The organism is Clostridiales bacterium (genome assembly GCA_015243575.1).
GTDB lineage: Bacteria > Bacillota > Clostridia > Peptostreptococcales > Anaerovoracaceae > Anoxybacterium > Anoxybacterium hadale.
In genome coordinates, this window is record CP042469.1 from 1,981,611 (window position 1) to 1,999,348 (window position 17,738).

Sequence of the window (17,738 nt, forward strand, 5' to 3'; positions counted from 1 at the left end):
ATTAAATTCCCCTGAGTCCTCGTAATGCTAATGCCAGTTGAGTGCGCTTTCCTGAATTTAGAGCAGGCAGGTTATCGATTGTCTCTCCACTGACTTTTCGTATCTTTTTTCTGCATAATTTTAAGTCCAGTTCAATGGCTCTTGTCTCTCTGATTCGTTCTTGTTTCTTTCTTAGCGCCAGATCGAATAGATTACCTCCGTTTTCAGCAAAGACTCGGAGTCTTGCCATCTGATCGACTCCCTCAAGGCTCCATCCCAGCGGCCTGGAACTGAGCCGATCTGAATAGATATGGCTAATGTGCCCTTCGGCACTGCAGCCCGAATAATCCTTGGAATAGTGATACTTAATGTTTTCCCAATGATTCATGATATAGGTCTTTGCTTCTTTCACCGATTGTGCCTTTGTCTCTGTTTCTGCTGCATCCAGGATGGTTTCAAATACGACCTTTAGGTATTCTTTGTCTTCTCTTTTAGGGCTCTCCATATTTCCCTCTCAGCGTTTTCAATATGCGCTCCTGCTGTTTTTACCGCCTTGTGCAGGTGGTATCGGTCAAGTACGAAAATACTTTTGTTGATTATGGTTGCTCCTGACTTTATCCAGCTTGCTCCATCCCCGGACAAATATATTTTTTCAATCTTATCATAGTCATAGGCGGTATCAATGTAATCTGCTACTTCGTTCCAGAGTTCTTCTGATTCCTGTACATTCCACCGAAATATCTCGGGTTCTGCAGTTTCCACCTTTCTTTTCCGACCTGTGTCCTGCCTTCATGCACATACACAAGCTTTGGTTCTGAACAGCCGCCAGCCTGAAGCGCAACGTGATCTTCGTCAGCTTCAATGTAGAGAATTGTAGGCGTTTCTTTTGATCTTGAAATTTTCACTTCGTTATTCCTGACCGGGCCTAGTTCCCTTATGGCGTTCATAACACTCTGGCTTGAAATCTGTAGTGTCTCGGCAGCTTTCCTGCCACTTCTTGCGTACGGGGTATCAATCGCTTCTTCAATCAGTCTGGATTTCAAGGCAACATCCATTTTGTCGTAGGAGTCGATTCCCATCAGTTCATCCGATAAATATCGATATTCCGTTTCGGTTTTATGCTTGTAGTACGTTCTATGATAATGAACCTCACCAAATATGGTCGCAAGGGTGTTGGGTGCACCTTCTCATGAACATACCAGTTCTGCTTTCGACGAGAATCTCCTTTCACAAGAGAATCCATCATTTCCAGCGCTTCCTTCGCTAGAATCGTTCCTACTTGGTCCAGTATTTTCTTAGTCTCAATTACAAATTCGGAGATATCCTTCTTTTCCATCAACATCTTTTCGAAGTTTTCCTCAAAACTCCTGATGATTAATTCTGCAATTTCAGTTATACTATTGTTCATAAGAGTGCCTCCGTTATTTGTTTTTGTGGTTATTAACATCATAACATATGAGGCCACTCTTATTTTTTTATTTCCTTTATTTTTCCCGTCCTAATTTTACACTAAGGCAAATATGTCGGTATGCTCTGCAAAAAAAAGAGGTCAAAGTTGATAAAGCCCCCAAGCCATTGATTCTTTCTACTGTTTGGGCTTTTGATTTCCAAACCATTGATTTCATCCGGCCTGAGAGCTCCTATAACTGACAATTTAATATTTTATGTCTTTCCTGATCAAGGTTCAGGTTCAGCCGATACCAAATACCAGGAAGGCACCGCCCAGAATGATATAAGCTGCAATCAGCTCTGCACCCTCCAGCCAGTTTACTTTATGATCCATGAAAACCGTGGCAGCAATCACGATGCTGATGATGATTCCCAGCAGTTCCATGGGTGTATAGACATACTCCATGGTATTTCCAAGCAAAGCGCTCAAGATTACCATCAGCGGCGTTACAAACATTGCGATCTGCATACTGGAGCCAACTGCAATTTCAATACTGATGTTCAGCTTTCCTTTGACTGCCATCATGATTGCAGAGGCGTGTTCGGCAACGTTACCCAAAAGTGGAATTAAAATAATACCGATAAAGGCTTCCCCAAGGCCGAACTGTTCCGCTGCACCTTCCACGGTATGAACCAGGATTTCACTCATCACAGCAACACAAACGGTAGCTCCAATCATAACAGAAAGACTTTTTTTGAACGACCACTCGGGAGCTTCCTTTTCGCCATCCTCATCCTCGTCCTCATCATCAAAGATATCTCGATGCGTAATCAGTGAAAAGATTAATCCCAGTAAGTAAAGTACGATCATAATGACAGCCAGAGCCAGACTAAAATTCGAAAGAGAGTGCTCTGTGATCCCTCCGCCTCCCGAATATTTGAAAAAAAATGGAACAACGATACTGAATGCAGCAAAACCCAGCAAGGTAAAGTTATTGTGCGTAATATTTTTATTAAAAGGTAAAAACTTGTATTTTAAGCCTCCAATAAAAATACTCATGCCCATTACAAGAAGAATGTTTCCCAAAATCGACCCAGCCAGGCTGGCAAGAACCAGCGAATACATTCCTGCTTGAACAGCAAAGCCGCAGATTAGAAGCTCGGGTACATTGCCCATCGTAGCATTTAAAAAGCCCCCTATTTTCGGCCCGGTGTAAAGGCTGATCTGTTCGGTGGAATCTCCAAGTACCGCAGCCAAAGGAACAATTCCAAAACAACAAAATAAAAATACAAGTCCGTCGTTCAGCTGCAGCCCGAAGCGTGCGACAAGTGTAATCGGGATGAAAATCAGCAGCCAATACATATACTTCATATCATGCAAATCTCCTTTCACAAGATTTACCCTCCTTTATTTGCCTTTGCAAACCGTGTTGGACCTTGTCAAAGGAAGGTACCGTAGCCATAGTATTCCTTTCTGATTTAATTTGCAATAAGTTACCCTGAATAATACATTATACAATACAACAACAACCCAAATGTATTCAGAATACATCCAAGATATAATCAAACAAAAAGACTGCCAAACAGGCAGTCGATTTTTAACCAATGTTATTTTTGTTCCATCTTTTACTTTTAAAACGGCATGGGAGGCAGTCGTTACCTATTCTTCTGAAAGTGCCTCCAGCTTTAAAATAGATACTTCATAGGCCGTTTTGACCCACGTATTACCATCGTTATCCCTTTTTCGATACTCACGGCTTTGGATTCTTCCTGTAATTGAAATTTTTGTTCCAACGGAGAGATTGCTGGCATAGCCAGCATTTCTTCCCCACGCAATACAGGGTATATAGTCCGATTTGTTATACATCCGGTTGACCGCAAGCATAATATCGCAGATTTCTCTTCCCAGAGGGGAGATACGTCCAATGGGTTTCTTGCAGATAAATCCTTCCAGAATGATCCTATTTTCGTGCTCTAGCCTCAGACTTTCATCACAGCGCTTAAAATCCCTGGCAAAAATAACAACGTTAAGTTTATTTCTCCCATCCTGCTCTTCATTATAGGTCCTGATCTGTCCCAGGATCTCAACAAAATCTCCCGGTTGAAATTCCAGATTCCAAATAAGCCTTTCGGACACAATGATCTGAATGACATCCTGATAGCCGCTCTTTCTGTCAACACCCACAGAAAAGCTGTAAAATGTTTCCCCATAAGATTTATGGCTAATGGCAGGCGGAGACAAAACAACTCCAATCAACAATGCGCAGTTCGTCTCCAGTCCCTTTTCTTCCATGCCCTCCATCGCTTTTCCCCCTTTATCCATCCTTGTTTCCTTATCGTGCATCCGCAGCATCGGTTAGCTGATGCTAAATGTTGATAAACACTTTCAGTCCCTACAGTTTATTCAACAACAATTCCGATATTACTCTTTTTTCAGGGATAGAGGGGCAATGATTAAATCAGGATGTACTATTTCTCCTCTTTGCCAGGCAGAGCCAAGTCCTTAATCACTTCTCCCGCAAGGATCAAACCCGCTACAGAAGGTACAAATGCAACACTGCCGGGAACCTGTCTCCGGATCGTGCATTTTCTTGCCGTGTCAGGCGGACAAATACAATGGTTTTTACAACTGTTGCTTTCATCTTCAATTGGAGTAAGGGGCGGCTCCTTTGAATAGACTACTTTCAAATGTTTAATTCCTCTCCTTCGCAGTTCCGTGCGCATTACTTTTGCAAGCGGACACATAGAAGTCTTCGAGAGATCTGCAACTTCCAATTTTGTGGGGTCCAGCTTATTTCCTGCACCCATACAACTGATAATCGGTACTCCCAACTCCATAGCTTTCTGGATCAGAACCAGTTTCGACGAAACGGTATCGATTGCATCTATAATATAGTCATACACACTAAGATCGTAATCATCCACGTTATCAGCACCATAAAATGTCTCATGAGCTTCAACCTGAGCCTTGGGATTAATCTCAAGAATACGCTCTTTCATGACCTCGACCTTCTTCTTTCCAACTGTCTTCCTGGTCGCGATGAGCTGCCTATTGATGTTGGTAAGACAGACTTTGTCATCGTCAAAAAGATCTATAGCGCCGATGCCGCTTCTCACCAAGGCTTCCGCAGCAAATGTACCTACACCGCCAACACCGAATACAGCAATTCGTGCATTCTGCAGTCGATCCATCCCCTCCGCTCCTAAGAGCAGCTCTGTTCTTGAAAATTCATTTAACAAAAAAAATCCTCCTTCTTTTGCACTACAACATCCACTTCGTTGCCGAAGTGGATGTTGATTATTATTAGATTAAGGAGCAGATAATGAAATTATTCTATTTTTATTTTCTACGCCAACTGCAATTATAACCCATCTTTCATAAAATTTCGAGTCATAATATTTGTATCTGTTTTATTTCCATCTACCGCAGCATTGGATTACCCATACTGCAGTTGTTTGACTTGTATCACACATGTATCAGGCTTTACTCGCTAAACAATGGAGTTGAGAGATATCGCTCTCCTGTGTCAGGCAGAATAACTACAATAGTTTTTCCAGCATTCTCCGGTCTCTTTGCAACCTCTGTCGCTGCATAAACTGCTGCGCCAGAGGAGATACCTACAAGCAGCCCTTCTGTCTTAGACAGAATTCTTCCGGTTTCGAAAGCGGCTTCATTTTCCACAGTGATGATTTCATCATATATAGACGTATTCAGCACATCAGGTACAAAGCCAGCGCCGATCCCTTGAATCTTGTGGGGTCCCGGTGTTCCTTTTGAAAGGACCGGTGACGCAGCAGGCTCAACAGCGATGATCTTGACATTGGGATTCTTTGATTTCAAATATTCCCCAGCACCAGTAATCGTACCACCGGTACCGATTCCAGCAACAAAGATATCTACCTGACCATCAGTGTCCTCCCAGATTTCAGGGCCCGTGGTTGCCTTATGAACCGCTGGGTTCGCAGGATTGACAAATTGTCCGGGAATAACGGAATTCGGTGTTACTTCCGCTAATTCTTTCGCCTTCTCAATGGCGCCCTTCATGCCCTTAGCACCTTCGGTAAGAACCAATTCTGCGCCATACGCTTTCAAAAGGTTTCTTCGTTCAATGCTCATCGTTTCAGGCATGGTTAATATGGTTTTATATCCTCTGGCAGCAGCCACTGATGCCAGACCGATTCCTGTGTTTCCACTGGTGGGCTCTATAATAGTAGCCCCCTCTTTGATCAGCCCATTTGCTTCGGCGTCATCAATCATCGCTTTCGCGATTCTATCTTTCACACTGCCTGCAGGATTAAAATATTCTAGCTTCGCGACTACTTTCGCGCCTAATCCGACTTTCTGTTCGTAGTTGGTAAGCTCCAATAACGGTGTTCTTCCAATCAAATCGGTTAAACTCTTATAAATCTTTGCCATATCCAAACTCCTTTTCTTATTTAATATTTCATACTATTCATACCGTTTCTATATGATTATCTTGTAGTTTCATTATAGCTGCATTTTTTTCCTTTGTCAATAAGTTATTTGAAATTATTTCATACTTTTTCTATATGATTATGGTAATATATTGACTTTTCCGAAAAAAATAAGTATTATAAGAAGAAATGAAACCGTTAGAAATGGAGTTACGACAATGACATACGATTTTGATGAGATAATAGAAAGAAAAGGAACGAACTGTATTAAATATGACTTCGCCTGCGAACGAGGAAAGCCGGAAGGGCTCCTTCCCTTGTGGGTGGCCGATATGGATTTTCGCACTCCTCCAGAAGTGGTAGAAGCGCTGGCAAAAGCAAGTCAGCACGGAATATTCGGTTATTCTGAAGTAAAACTCCCGTACTTTGAAGCTGTTCATAACTGGCTGACCGAGCATATTGGCTGGGAAACAGAAGAGGGCTGGCTGGTGAAAACCCCGGGGGTGGTCTTTGCAATCAGCACAGCAATTCGAGCGCTTACAGAAACCGGCGACAGTATCTTAATCCAACGGCCGGTATACTACCCCTTTACCCATGTAATTTTAGATAATGACAGAAAGCTAGTGAACAATCCCCTTGTATATGAAAATGGACGGTACGAAATTGACTTCGAGGATTTTGAATCAAAGATCAAAGAGAATGATGTAAAGCTTTTCGTCCTCTGTAATCCTCATAATCCTGTAGGAAGAGTATGGACAAAGGAAGAGTTGATCCGCATGGGAGAAATCTGTGTCCGCCATCAGGTAACGGTTGTTTCCGATGAAATCCATGCCGATTTCATTTATCCGGGCCATCAGCACCTTGTGTTCTCTTCTTTAAAACCGGAATTTGCCGACCTTACCATCACCTGCACCGCTCCAAGTAAAACCTTTAATTTGGCAGGACTGCAAGTCTCCAACATCTTTATTTCCAACAAAGGACTCAGACGTGAGTTCCGCAAAGAAATTGGTCGAACTGGTTACGGTCAGTTGAACACCATGGGCCTTATTGCCTGTCAGGCTGCATATGAGAAGGGAGCTCTGTGGCTTCAGGAGCTAAAAGAATATTTGATCGGCAACCTCTCTTTTATCCGGGAATTTCTGAACAGAGAATTGCCGGAAGTCGTTTTGGTGGAACCGGAAGGAACTTATCTTGTATGGCTTGATTTTCAAAAGCTTGGTTTAACCGAAAAAGAACTTGAACATCTGATTGTGGACAAGGCCAAACTATGGCTGGATGAAGGTACTATGTTCGGACCGGAAGGGGATGGTTTTCAGCGTTTTAACATCGCATGTCCAAGGGCAACACTTGAGGCAGCTTTCCATCAGCTCAAGAATGCGATTCGCAATGAATGAACGCGAAGGACGCGTCACTGACAGCTTTAAGATAAAATCGAGGCAGGCATTTCAATAAAATGCCTGCCTTTTCATATTTGGATATATCATTTTGGCTCCGCCTTAAAAAGCCTGTTTGTAAAGCCTCATTGCCTTGCTCTCCACCAGTGATTCAAACTGAGGAACAATTTCCTTGAAATGATCTGCAGCAATGTGCTTTTCCAGAGCCTCCATGCTCTCCCATTCTTCAAGGAAGGTCAAAACGGAAGGGTCTTCAAAATCCTGATACAGATCATAATGAATGCACCCCTCATCTTTTGTATTGGTTGCCTCTCTCAGTTTTGCTGCAAGAGCAAGAAATTCTTCGATTTTATCCTGCTTGATCTTATTTTCCGCTACTACCTTAATCATTTGTTGATCACACCTTTCCTTTATTTTACATAGTCAGATTTTTGTGTTTTTGATACCATCAAAAATTATAATTTTTGATGGTATCGGCCATCTGGAGTTTTCGGTCCTGCTTGCTTGTAAAACCAAATTTCTCACTGGGCACTGAATCCGCATAATAATCGTCAGCCACAAGGTTTCTGCGATTATTATACCATAGCACAAATCGGCACGATTATCAATTGGCTACCTGTTTTCCCGCATGGTCGATATGATAATTCTCTTTCATGATCAACTGGCTGATGGGTACGATGGTATATCCATCCTCCTTAAGTTTAGAAAGAATTGCAGGGAGGTAGTTCTCCACATATTGGGCATTGTTGTGAAACAACACAATAGACCCCGGCTTTACATTTCTCGTTACTCTCTCTACGATCTGATCCGCTGTGATGTCCTTCCAGTCTAAGCTATCAACATCCCACTGAATCACCTGATAGCCGTTGGCTTCACAGGTTTCCACCAAGCTGTTGCTGTATGCTCCAAAGGGCGGACGAAATACCGTGGGCTTCACTCCGGTGATCTGCACAATGGCATCCTCCGCACCCTTTAGTTCTCTGGTAATATCCTCCTCTGAGAGCTTTGACATGTTGGGGTGGGTGGAAGAGTGATTCCCAATCTCATGACCTCTACTGTAAATTTCCTTAACATCATCAGGAAATTTTGTTGCCCAGAATTCAACCATGAAGAATGTTGTTTTCACATCATACTGATCCAAAATATCTAGGATTGGCTTGGTATGCTCATTACCCCAGGCACAATCAAAACTAATAGCAATTTTTTTCTCCTGGGTATCAACTGAATAGATCGGAAGCTGCCGTTCCTCTCCGAATGCGGCCTTTAATCCGAAGCCATAGAGTCCGGCCGTTACGACAATGGCCGCGACAGCCAAAACAGCCGTTACCTGAAATAGGAGCCGGCTCCATTTCTTTTTCATCTTATACCTCCATGCAGCAAATACCTTTTTCAAATATATCGATCTCATAATTTGAAAACAGTATAAGCAATTCCTTTTTCTTTTGCTACAGTTTATTCCGCCTACCGGCCTGCCATGCATGTTTTAGCCCATCTCTCTTGACAGTGTTTTTCATCCAAACTATAATCAAATTATATGTAATCGACGACACATGTTCCATTTTCATAGTTTCAGCATAAGAAAGGATAGAACGGTGCACCCCATGAGGAAAGTTTATTCCGATATTCTTACAAAGATCAAACAGGGACAGCCTGCCGCTATAATGACCACCTTGCCAAAGGATGGAGGCAAGGCAGAGAAAAAAATATTCACCAATCAAGAAGATGTCCCTGCTTCCTATAAAGATATTCTTGCATCAGGAAAACCGACAGTTATCCGTGAAGCAGGCAGTGATATTTTTATTGAGCCAGTCCAACCGAAGGATCGATTAATCATTTTGGGCGGTGGTCACATCGCAATGCCGCTTGTAAAATTTGCTTCAGAGATCGGCTTTTCCGTAACGATTTGCGACGACCGGCCTGCTTTTGCAAATGAAGGGCGTTTTCCTCAGGCAGAACGAGTCATCTGCGAAACCTTTGATGACTGTTTTGATAAGCTGGAGGTATCAGAGTTCGATTATGTGGTAATCATCACCAGAGGTCATCGTCACGACACCTTATGTCTGCGAAAGCTCCTGAGCCTTCCTGAGACGTTCTATCTGGGAATGATCGGTTCCAAACGCCGTGTGGAGGGAGTAAAGGAAATGCTCATCGAGGAAGGGTTTGATCAGGATCGCATACAGCGTATTTTCACACCCATAGGTCTCAGCATTGGTGCTGTCACACCCGAAGAGATTTCCATATCAATCCTTGCTCAAATTATAAAAGAAAAACGCCTAGGCAGGCCGGATCACCGCCCTGTTCAGTGCTCAGACCTCGATCCTGAGGTCATCAAGGCTCTTGCGGGTCAAACATCCGCATCTTGTTCCGTGGTAACGGTTATGTCTTCCAAAGGCTCGGTTCCCCGTGGACCGGGCGCAAAGATGATTGTATTTCCTGACAGAACCATCATCGGAAGCATCGGCGGCGGATGCAGCGAATCAGACGTGATTTGGGACGCAATGAATATCATCGGGACAGGTCGGCATTTGATCAAGAATATCGATCTGACTGGAGATGTAGCCGAAAGTGAAGGAATGGTCTGCGGCGGCATCATGGAAGTTTTGGTAGAAGACTATACCCAACTTTGACAAAGCAGGTATCATAGATGAAATAGTTTGGGCCAGTCATTACCCAAACTTTCAACAGGTCAGCATACGATCAGAAAGGAAGGAAGAAAATGATAACAAGAGAAGAAGCATGGGCTCTTTTGAACGAATATAATAAAGACCCATTCCATTTAAAACATGCCCTGATTGTTGAAGGCACTATGAAGTACTTCGCAAAACACCTGGGCTATGAAGAAGAAGCAGAATTTTGGGGGATTGTCGGCCTTCTCCATGATCTTGATTTCGGGATGTATCCAGATCAGCACTGCATCAAGCAGGAAGAGATCATGCGGGAACGAGGTATTGATGAACGAATCATTCATGCCACTGTGAGTCATGGATATGGACTTACCGTAGACGTGAAACCGGAACACGAGATGGAAAAAGTACTCTATGCAACGGATGAACTCACCGGACTCATCGGTGCCGTGGCTCTGATGCGCCCTTCCAAAAGCGTGTCTGATCTTGAACTGAAATCGGTAAAGAAGAAATATAAGACTTTAAATTTTGCTGCAGGCTGCTCAAGAGAAGTCATCGAAAATGGCGCTGCCATGCTGGGCTGGGAGCTTGACCATCTGATCCAAGAGACGATTTTAGCGATGCGAACCTGTGAAGATTCGGCAGATCTATAGCAGACTCGCATCGCTCAAATTAAAATCACTTAGTTCTATTGTGCAAGTTGAAACAGGATACCAAAGGAATCGATAAAAAAGCAAAATAAAAGTTTGAAAGGGCATGTACGCTTGACGAGTTGCAATTCGTCAAACGTACATGCCCTTATATTTTCATCACGCATTACAGGGTTTCGTTCATACTTCCGGTACGATATCCTCCCAGATCCAAAGAGATATAGGTAAATCCGATCTCCTTGAAGCGTTGATTGATCTGATTTCTGATCTCACCATCCAGAATCTTGCCAAACTGATCTTCCGTGATCTCAATTCTGGCAAGGGTACCGTGATGACGGACTCTCACTTGACGAAAACCGAGATCAAGCAGCAGTTGTTCCGCCTCGTCCACCATTTTCAGCTTTTCAGGAGAAATAGTCTCTCCATAAGGAAACCGTGACGACAAACAGGCAAAAGACTGTTTTTCCCATGTGGGAAGATCCAGCTCCTTCGACAGCTGCCGGATTTCGTCCTTGGAAAGCTCTGCATACCGCAGCGGACTCTTGACACCAAGTTCCTGAACGGCTGTCAACCCCGGTCTGTAATCCCCATTGTCGTCCATGTTGGAGCCTTCTACTACTTCTTTTATCCCGTTCTCTTCTGCAATACCCTGCATCTTGGAAAAGAGCTCGTGCTTGCAAAGATAGCAGCGATTGACCGGATTCTGTGAGAACCCATCAATATCAAGTTCCTCAGAATCCACAATCAAATGTTTGATTCCATTTGCAGCAGTAAAGGCTTCCGCTTCCTTCAGCTCCCTCTCCGGAAAGCTGCAAGATCTTGCTGTGACCGCAACGGCGTTATCTCCCAGCACATCATGGGCAACCTTCAGTAGAAAGGTAGAATCCACCCCGCTGGAAAAAGCAACTGCTACACTTCCAAGGCTTTTAAGATAATCCTGTAATAGATTGTATTTCTCTTGTAAATTTTTCATTGTATCCCTCTTGTTTCCGTTATTTTTCCCCAAGACCCTCCAGATAAGCCTCAGCGGTGCTTACAATCAAGTCCACATCTGCCAAAGCCCCTTTTCCTGTATCTCCGCAGGCCAGATGACTGTTCTTGGGTTCCACAAAACGATATCCCAACTCCGCCAGATATTTGATATTCTTCTGGACGGTTGGGTTCTCGTACATATTCGTGTTCATTGCAGGGCAGACGAAAACCGGAGCATGTTCAAGGGCCATGATGACAGTTGTCACCATGTCATCTGCAATTCCGCCTGCTATTTTTCCGATGACATTGGCTGTAGCAGGTGCCACAAGGCAGAGATCTGCCTTCTTTGCCAGCGAGATATGCTCCACCCGGCTGGGTTCATAGTCAGCAAACATATCAGTGTGAACTTTGTTTTTTGTTAACGTCTGAAAGGTAAGGGGTGTAACAAACCGCAATGCACTGTCGGTCATAATTACTTCAACGTTGTATCCGTCCTTTGTCAGCCGGTTGGCAATCTCTGCAGCCTTATAGACCGCGATACTTCCGGTCACGCACAATAGTACATTTTTCATTGTTCCGCCTCCTTTTCAGCAAGTAGTGTTCCCACCTCTTCTACGATGGCCTGCGCAATCTGCTTCTTAGTAGAGTAGCAATCGTAATTTCCATCAGGCTTGAGCAGGTAACCAACATGCTGATCCTCCGTAATATCTGACAGATCATTCGCCAGCACCATATCACATTGATTTTGATGTAAAAGCTTTAGAGCAGTGTCGATAAGAACCGGTTTTTCGACGTTACTCAAAAGTTTAAAACCGACCAGAATCGTATTTCTGTCAAGCTTCTTAATTTCGCCAATGACCTTGGGTGTTCTCGTGAGCAAAATGGCCAGATCCTCAATTTGAGAGCTAATCTTTCCTTCTCCTCCAGAGAAAAGAGGAGCAGCTTCCTGTCCTGAGCGAATGGCTCCTACCGTCGTAACCTGCTTGACCATATAGTCACTGACAGCCATGGCATGGATCACAGCGTCAATCTTTTCAGTGGTGAGCAGTCTTGTCAGCTCATCCAGTAAGCCTGAAACACCCGCCACTCTGACAACTTCCACACGGCTGTCCTCTGGAACTATTGTATTTCTATCGCAGAGGTAATAGATTTTGCCGATCTGTATCTTATTAGACTCTAGAAACGAATTTGCAACAGTAAGACCCAATCTTCCGGAAGAAAAGTTTGAGATAACTCTGACCTCGTCGATCTTCTCAGAAGTGCCTCCTGCTGTAATCAGTATATTCCTTACCATTTTGCACCTTCCATGTTGCTAAACAGTGTGTTGATTCGAAACTTTTTGGGAATCACCTCAATTTCAAGGGGGAAATCTGCTCCCTTTTCCCCATCAACATCGGTTCCAACATTTTGATCCGATTCTACGTACAATTTCTTCGTTTGAAAAAATACAACGTTTTTATTTTCAGTATGCTGGCCTGTCATAACATTGATGAGTAGTGGAGCCAAGTCACGAATCGGCATTTCCTTGAACAGCATAACGTCAAGCAAACCATCGTTGACTTCGGCCATGGGTGCAATTCTTTTGAATCCTCCTGCAGACCTTCCGTTCATTACCAGCATAAAGTAAATTTTGTCTTCCGCAGTATAAGCATCACTGGTAATTTTAACATGAATCGGCTTTAGATTGGGGATTTCACTTACACCCTTTAAGTAATAGGAAATGACACCCAGAGTATTTTTAATGTTGGGATCAGTCTTCTGACTCACATCCACCAGAAAACCCATAGCCGCAACATTGACAAAGTACCGATCGTTGACTTTACCGATATCGGTGCAGGTATATCGTTCTTCAAGCGCGATTTTAACCATGCTGTCGATATCATGAGGCAAGTCGAAATAATATGCAAAATCATTGGCGGTCCCCGATGGAAAAATTGCGATAGGCAGATCAATCTTGTGTTCCAGCATGGTATTGATCAATACATTGATCGTTCCGTCTCCACCGGCAGCGATAACCTTCCGATATTCCTTCGGATTGAGATCTCTCATAACTTCATTGAGGATCCCTTTACGATCGGCTCTGACCGGCACAACATAAAGCTTTCGCTTTTGAAACTTTTCAATGATCAGATCCAGATTGTTTTTAAATAAACCGTTTCCCGCATGCGGATTATAAAACAGAAGAACTTTGTTCTTTTTCACGGCTTAATATCCCCCTAACCTTCCCAATTAAATAAAGAGAGCCGGCAAACAGAATAACATCATATTGATCCAAACCGGCGGCGTATCTGCAAGCCTCCTCCGGATCAGATACAGCAGTACACTGTTTTCCTGCTTTCCGAAGCGCTTCACACAATACCGAGGCAGCCAGCTTCCGTGGGCTGTCCGGTTCTGTTGCAATAAACTCATCCGTTATTAATCCAAAGAGCTCAACCAGCTTGTCAATTTTTTTGTCAGCCAGCATTCCCGCAACCATGAGAATTTTCTCTTTTGGGAAATGCTCCTTTACTGCCATCGCTAAAGCTGCGGCTCCTGCTTCATTATGAGCTCCATCAATAATGATATAGGGATTGGTGCTCATGATCTCAAAGCGACCGGCCTGTTTTGCCCTCAGAAAACCCAGATAGGTTTTCTCTTTATCCAGATGAATTCGTTTTTCTTTTTTTAATACTTCAAGAACGGTAAGTGCACAGATCGCATTCCCAATCTGATGCATGCCCAGCATGGAGATGGTCAGCCCTTCGTAGGAAGTGCCATGGACTATGGCATCAAACGTATAACCAGAGCTTTTTTTCTCTCTGATCTGATACACCGCATCCGCTGCATTGTATACCGGTGCTCCCTTGCCCGCAGCGATTTCCAGGATTGCGCCTCTTGCAGCTTCATCATCTACGAGAAGAATCACTGGAACGCCAGGTTTGATAATACCTGCTTTTTGGATTGCAATCTTCTCCAGTGTATCCCCCAGATATTCTGTGTGATCAAAGGAGATGGAGGTAATCACTGATGCAGCAGGTCTGCTCATCATATTTGTGGAATCTCCAATGCCTCCAAGGCCGACCTCTAGAACTAGAAAGTCCATCTCTTGTTCAGAGAAATAGAGGAAGGCGATTGCAGTAATCAGTTCGAATTCCGTAGGGGATTCCATCCCCTCCTGTAGCATTTGATCAACCTTTTCCAGCGTCATCTTCGTATAGCGGGTTAAATCTTCCTCCGAGATTTCAGCGCCGTCAAATTCAATTCTTTCCGTAAAGCGCTCCAAAAACGGAGAGGTGTAAAGACCTGTCCTATAGCCGTTTTCCCGAAGCACAGAATAAAGGTATCTGCAAACAGATCCTTTTCCGTTTGTTCCTGCTACATGAATAACATTCATGTGCTCTTGCGGATTGCCGAGCAGCTCCATCAGTCTCCTCATTCGTTCCAAGCCGAGCCGGCTTCCGAATTTCTGGAAACTGTGAATCTTATCCAGCGTTTCTTGATAGGTCATTCTTCTATCCTTTTTGAACGTATGATTCAGCGAAACTCCGATCAAATCAATCCTATGATTCATAAAGATTAAAATCATCGGTGTTTCCCTGTTCTTTTCTTAAAATACTTCTTTAGGCTACAGCTTTTTTTCCACCAACTGCAGGCGTTCCGTTACCTTAACGAGCATATCTTCATATTTCTGAAGCTTCTCCCTCTCGTCTTCAATCACCTTTGCAGGCGCTTTGCTGACAAAGCCTTCGTTGGCAAGTTTTCCGCTGATTCTGGCGACTTCTCCGGTAAGCCTTGTCGTTTCCTTTTGAAGACGCTCGTATTCTGCTTTATAATCCAACAAATCATCCAGTGGAATATATATTTCCACATTACCGATCACCGCAGACATCACCTCTTCCGGCACCTGTGTTTTGTCAGTAGTGAAGTGAATTTCTGTAATATTAGCGAGGCTCTTGATGTAACGTTCGCCGCCCTTGATATCTTCCATTTCTCTTCCTGAGGAAAGAATCACTGCACGCAGCTTTCTTGAAGGAGCCGCCTCCGCTTCCGCACGAATATTTCTGATGCTGCGGATCGCTTCCATAGCAAGCTCCAGCTTCTTCACTTCCGCGTCGAAGGTCAGCGCACTGTCGTAAATCGGCCAGCTTTCCTTGATCAGGAAGCCTGCATCAGTACCTGCAGCATCTGCACTAGCTGAATTTGTCTTCGGCAGGAAGCTCCAAATTTCTTCTGTAATAAAAGGCATGAACGGATGCAGCAGCTTCAACATATCTTTCAGCGCTCTCACAAGCACATACCTAGCGACCTTCTTGTCCTCTTCATCATCACCGTATAGTCTGCCCTTGACCAGTTCAATGTACCAGTCGCAGTATTCGTTCCAGATCAGCTCGTATGCCTTCTGGGCTGCCAGGGAGAGTTCAAACTTATCCATATTGGCAGTGGCTTCTTTGACTGCTTCGTTTACCTTGGCAAGAATCCATTTATCTTCATCCTTTAAAGCAAGGCCGGAAGCGTCGTTTGCAATCTCTTTGAAGTTACCTTCTTCATCTTGAAGATTCATGATCACAAATCGCGATGCATTCCAAAGTTTGTTTGCAAAGTTTCTGCTGGACTCAAGCTTATCGGTCTTAAATCTCATGTCATTTCCTGCGGTGATTCCCGTCATCAGCATAAAACGCAGCGCATCTGCTCCGAACTGATCGATGATTTCCAGCGGATCAACTCCGTTTCCGAGAGATTTGCTCATCTTACGGCCTTCTGCATCACGGACCAAGCCGTGAACATAGACGTATTTAAAAGGCACTTCCCCCATGAGTTCCAGACTGGAGAAAACCATTCTGACAACCCAGAAGAAGATGATATCGTAGCCTGTTACCAGTACGTCTGTCGGGAAGAAATACTTCAGATCTTCCGTTTGTTCAGGCCAACCAAGAGTCGAAAAAGGCCACAAAGCAGAGCTGAACCAAGTGTCCAGCACATCCTCATCCTGTTTGAGGTTTGTGCTCCCGCATTTGGTGCAGGTTTTAGGTGCTTCTGCGGAAACGATCATCTCGCCGCAATCCTGGCAATAGTAGGCTGGAATTCGGTGTCCCCACCAAAGCTGTCTGGAAATACACCAGTCTCTGATATTCTCAAGCCAGTGAAGATAAATCTTCTCAAAACGCTCCGGTACATGGACCAGATCCTTTGTTTTAGCCGCTTCTATTGCAGGTTGTGCCAATTCGTGCATTTTAACAAACCACTGATCTGACAGCATCGGTTCGATTACTGTATCACAACGATAACAACCGCCGATGGGGATGATCTTATCCTCGACCTTCACCAGATAACCGGCCTCTTCCAGATCCTTGACCCATGCCTTTCTGCAGTCAAAGCGATTCATTCCCTCATATTTACCTGCCAGCTTATTCATAGACGCGTCAGCATTGATACAGGAAGGACTTTCAAGATTGTGACGTTCTCCCACTTCAAAATCGTTGGGGTCATGAGCCGGCGTAATTTTAACAGCACCGGTTCCCTTTTCCGGATCAGGATAGGAGTCGGCAATGACAGGAATTTCGGTTCCAACCAAAGGAATAATGACATTCTTTCCTACCAGATCCTTGTATCGTTCGTCATCGGGATGGACAGCGATTGCAACATCACCGAACATGGTTTCCGGTCTGGAGGTGGCAACGGTGATCCCTTCGCCTCCGTCTGCGCCCGGATATCTGAAATAATAGTACTTTCCGGTTTTATCTTCGTGCTCCACCTCAGCATCCGACAGTGAGGTTCCGCAGCTGGGGCACCAGTTGATCAGACGGTTTCCTCTATAGATCAAACCTTTATTATAGAGCTTAATAAATGTATCGATGACCGCCTTGTTACATCCTTCATCCATGGTAAAGCGTTCCCGCTCCCAATCGCAGGAATTTCCAAGCTTTCTGACCTGCTCTGTAATCTTGCCTCCATAAACCGCTTTCCACTCCCAAGCTCTCTTCAGAAATTCTTCTCTTCCCAGCTCTTCCTTGGTGATTCCCTCTTCTGTTCTGATCTTGTCAGCAACCTTAACCTCAGTAGCGATACTGGCATGATCCGTTCCGGGAAGCCAAAGCGCACTGAAGCCCTGCATTCTCTTCCAACGTGTCAGGACGTCCTGCAGAGTCTGATCCAGGGCATGGCCCATATGCAGCTGCCCGGTAATATTCGGCGGGGGCATAACGATGGTGAAAGGCTTCTTATCAGGATCCCTTTCCGCTCTAAATGCGCCGCTTTTTTCCCAGGTCTCATAGATTCTATCCTCAAAATCTTTGGGATTGTACGTTTTAGCCAGATTCTTTTCCATAGTGACACCT

General features: G+C 44.2%; 19 protein-coding genes. 3 read left to right on the plus strand and 16 right to left on the minus strand.

Going from position 1 to position 17,738, the window contains the following annotated elements:
• Position 1 precedes the first annotated feature (1 nt).
• The 8 genes from FRZ06_08620 to cysK all read right to left on the minus strand — a co-directional run bounded on the left by FRZ06_08620 (position 2) and on the right by cysK (position 5,785).
• A complete protein-coding gene (locus FRZ06_08620) occupies positions 2 to 484 on the minus strand; it encodes a hypothetical protein (GenBank protein QOX63412.1) in 483 nt (160 codons plus the stop codon).
• Positions 448 to 741, minus strand: a complete 294-nt coding sequence (locus tag FRZ06_08625; GenBank protein QOX63413.1) for a hypothetical protein — start codon at positions 739 to 741, stop codon at positions 448 to 450. The genes FRZ06_08620 and FRZ06_08625 overlap by 37 nt, the downstream gene beginning before the upstream one ends.
• On the minus strand, positions 672 to 1,139 hold the full coding sequence (locus tag FRZ06_08630) for a hypothetical protein (GenBank protein QOX63414.1): 468 nt from the start codon (positions 1,137 to 1,139) through the stop codon (positions 672 to 674). Before FRZ06_08630 ends, FRZ06_08625 begins: the two co-directional genes overlap by 70 nt.
• Entirely contained in the window at positions 1,058 to 1,387 is a 330-nt protein-coding gene (locus FRZ06_08635; GenBank protein ID QOX63415.1) for a hypothetical protein, read from the minus strand. Before FRZ06_08635 ends, FRZ06_08630 begins: the two co-directional genes overlap by 82 nt.
• A gap of 282 nt (positions 1,388 to 1,669) precedes the next feature.
• Positions 1,670 to 2,740: a calcium/proton exchanger gene (gene cax / locus FRZ06_08640; protein ID QOX65882.1), complete on the minus strand. Its 1,071-nt coding sequence runs from the start codon at positions 2,738 to 2,740 to the stop codon at positions 1,670 to 1,672.
• A gap of 288 nt (positions 2,741 to 3,028) precedes the next feature.
• Positions 3,029 to 3,661 carry a single-stranded DNA-binding protein gene (locus tag FRZ06_08645; GenBank protein ID QOX65883.1) on the minus strand — a complete coding sequence of 211 codons (633 nt, stop codon included), beginning with the start codon at positions 3,659 to 3,661 and terminating at the stop codon, positions 3,029 to 3,031.
• A 176-nt stretch (positions 3,662 to 3,837) separates the two neighbouring features.
• Complete coding sequence (locus FRZ06_08650; GenBank protein QOX63416.1) at positions 3,838 to 4,608, minus strand: tRNA threonylcarbamoyladenosine dehydratase; 771 nt, start codon at positions 4,606 to 4,608, stop codon at positions 3,838 to 3,840.
• Positions 4,609 to 4,852: 244 nt separating this feature from the next.
• Complete coding sequence (gene cysK / locus FRZ06_08655) at positions 4,853 to 5,785, minus strand: cysteine synthase A (GenBank protein QOX63417.1); 933 nt, start codon at positions 5,783 to 5,785, stop codon at positions 4,853 to 4,855.
• Positions 5,786 to 6,002: 217 nt separating this feature from the next.
• Between cysK and FRZ06_08660 the strand changes: the two genes are divergently transcribed.
• Positions 6,003 to 7,178, plus strand: coding sequence for a pyridoxal phosphate-dependent aminotransferase (locus tag FRZ06_08660; GenBank protein ID QOX63418.1), 1,176 nt, complete (start codon positions 6,003 to 6,005; stop codon positions 7,176 to 7,178).
• 102 nt (positions 7,179 to 7,280) lie between these two features.
• Here FRZ06_08660 and FRZ06_08665 read toward each other — a convergent pair whose 3' ends face one another.
• The gene (locus tag FRZ06_08665; GenBank protein QOX63419.1) at positions 7,281 to 7,568 is read right to left on the minus strand and encodes an antibiotic biosynthesis monooxygenase; all 288 of its coding nucleotides are present in this window, start codon (positions 7,566 to 7,568) and stop codon (positions 7,281 to 7,283) included.
• 214 nt (positions 7,569 to 7,782) lie between these two features.
• Positions 7,783 to 8,538 (minus strand): polysaccharide deacetylase family protein, encoded by a 756-nt coding sequence (locus FRZ06_08670; protein ID QOX63420.1) that lies wholly within the window; start codon positions 8,536 to 8,538, stop codon positions 7,783 to 7,785.
• Between the two features lie 190 nt (positions 8,539 to 8,728).
• Here FRZ06_08670 and FRZ06_08675 point away from each other — a divergent pair, with 190 nt between their 5' ends.
• Both FRZ06_08675 and FRZ06_08680 read left to right on the plus strand, forming a co-directional pair.
• The gene (locus FRZ06_08675; protein QOX63421.1) at positions 8,729 to 9,805 is read left to right on the plus strand and encodes a xanthine dehydrogenase; all 1,077 of its coding nucleotides are present in this window, start codon (positions 8,729 to 8,731) and stop codon (positions 9,803 to 9,805) included.
• A gap of 89 nt (positions 9,806 to 9,894) precedes the next feature.
• Positions 9,895 to 10,455, plus strand: coding sequence for a hydrolase (locus tag FRZ06_08680; GenBank protein QOX63422.1), 561 nt, complete (start codon positions 9,895 to 9,897; stop codon positions 10,453 to 10,455).
• A 163-nt stretch (positions 10,456 to 10,618) separates the two neighbouring features.
• Here FRZ06_08680 and larE read toward each other — a convergent pair whose 3' ends face one another.
• The 6 genes from larE to FRZ06_08710 are packed head-to-tail and all read right to left on the minus strand — an operon-like array spanning position 10,619 to position 17,728.
• A complete protein-coding gene (larE, locus tag FRZ06_08685) occupies positions 10,619 to 11,425 on the minus strand; it encodes an ATP-dependent sacrificial sulfur transferase LarE (protein ID QOX63423.1) in 807 nt (268 codons plus the stop codon).
• Positions 11,426 to 11,444: 19 nt separating this feature from the next.
• On the minus strand, positions 11,445 to 11,996 hold the full coding sequence (coaBC, locus tag FRZ06_08690) for a bifunctional phosphopantothenoylcysteine decarboxylase/phosphopantothenate--cysteine ligase CoaBC (GenBank protein ID QOX63424.1): 552 nt from the start codon (positions 11,994 to 11,996) through the stop codon (positions 11,445 to 11,447).
• Positions 11,993 to 12,718: a phosphopantothenate--cysteine ligase gene (locus tag FRZ06_08695; protein ID QOX63425.1), complete on the minus strand. Its 726-nt coding sequence runs from the start codon at positions 12,716 to 12,718 to the stop codon at positions 11,993 to 11,995. The genes coaBC and FRZ06_08695 overlap by 4 nt, the downstream gene beginning before the upstream one ends.
• On the minus strand, positions 12,712 to 13,626 hold the full coding sequence (locus FRZ06_08700) for a YegS/Rv2252/BmrU family lipid kinase (protein QOX63426.1): 915 nt from the start codon (positions 13,624 to 13,626) through the stop codon (positions 12,712 to 12,714). The genes FRZ06_08695 and FRZ06_08700 overlap by 7 nt, the downstream gene beginning before the upstream one ends.
• Complete coding sequence (locus FRZ06_08705) at positions 13,595 to 14,989, minus strand: bifunctional folylpolyglutamate synthase/dihydrofolate synthase (protein ID QOX63427.1); 1,395 nt, start codon at positions 14,987 to 14,989, stop codon at positions 13,595 to 13,597. Before FRZ06_08705 ends, FRZ06_08700 begins: the two co-directional genes overlap by 32 nt.
• Positions 14,990 to 15,028: 39 nt before the next feature.
• A complete protein-coding gene (locus tag FRZ06_08710) occupies positions 15,029 to 17,728 on the minus strand; it encodes a valine--tRNA ligase (protein ID QOX63428.1) in 2,700 nt (899 codons plus the stop codon).
• Positions 17,729 to 17,738: the final 10 nt, after the last annotated feature.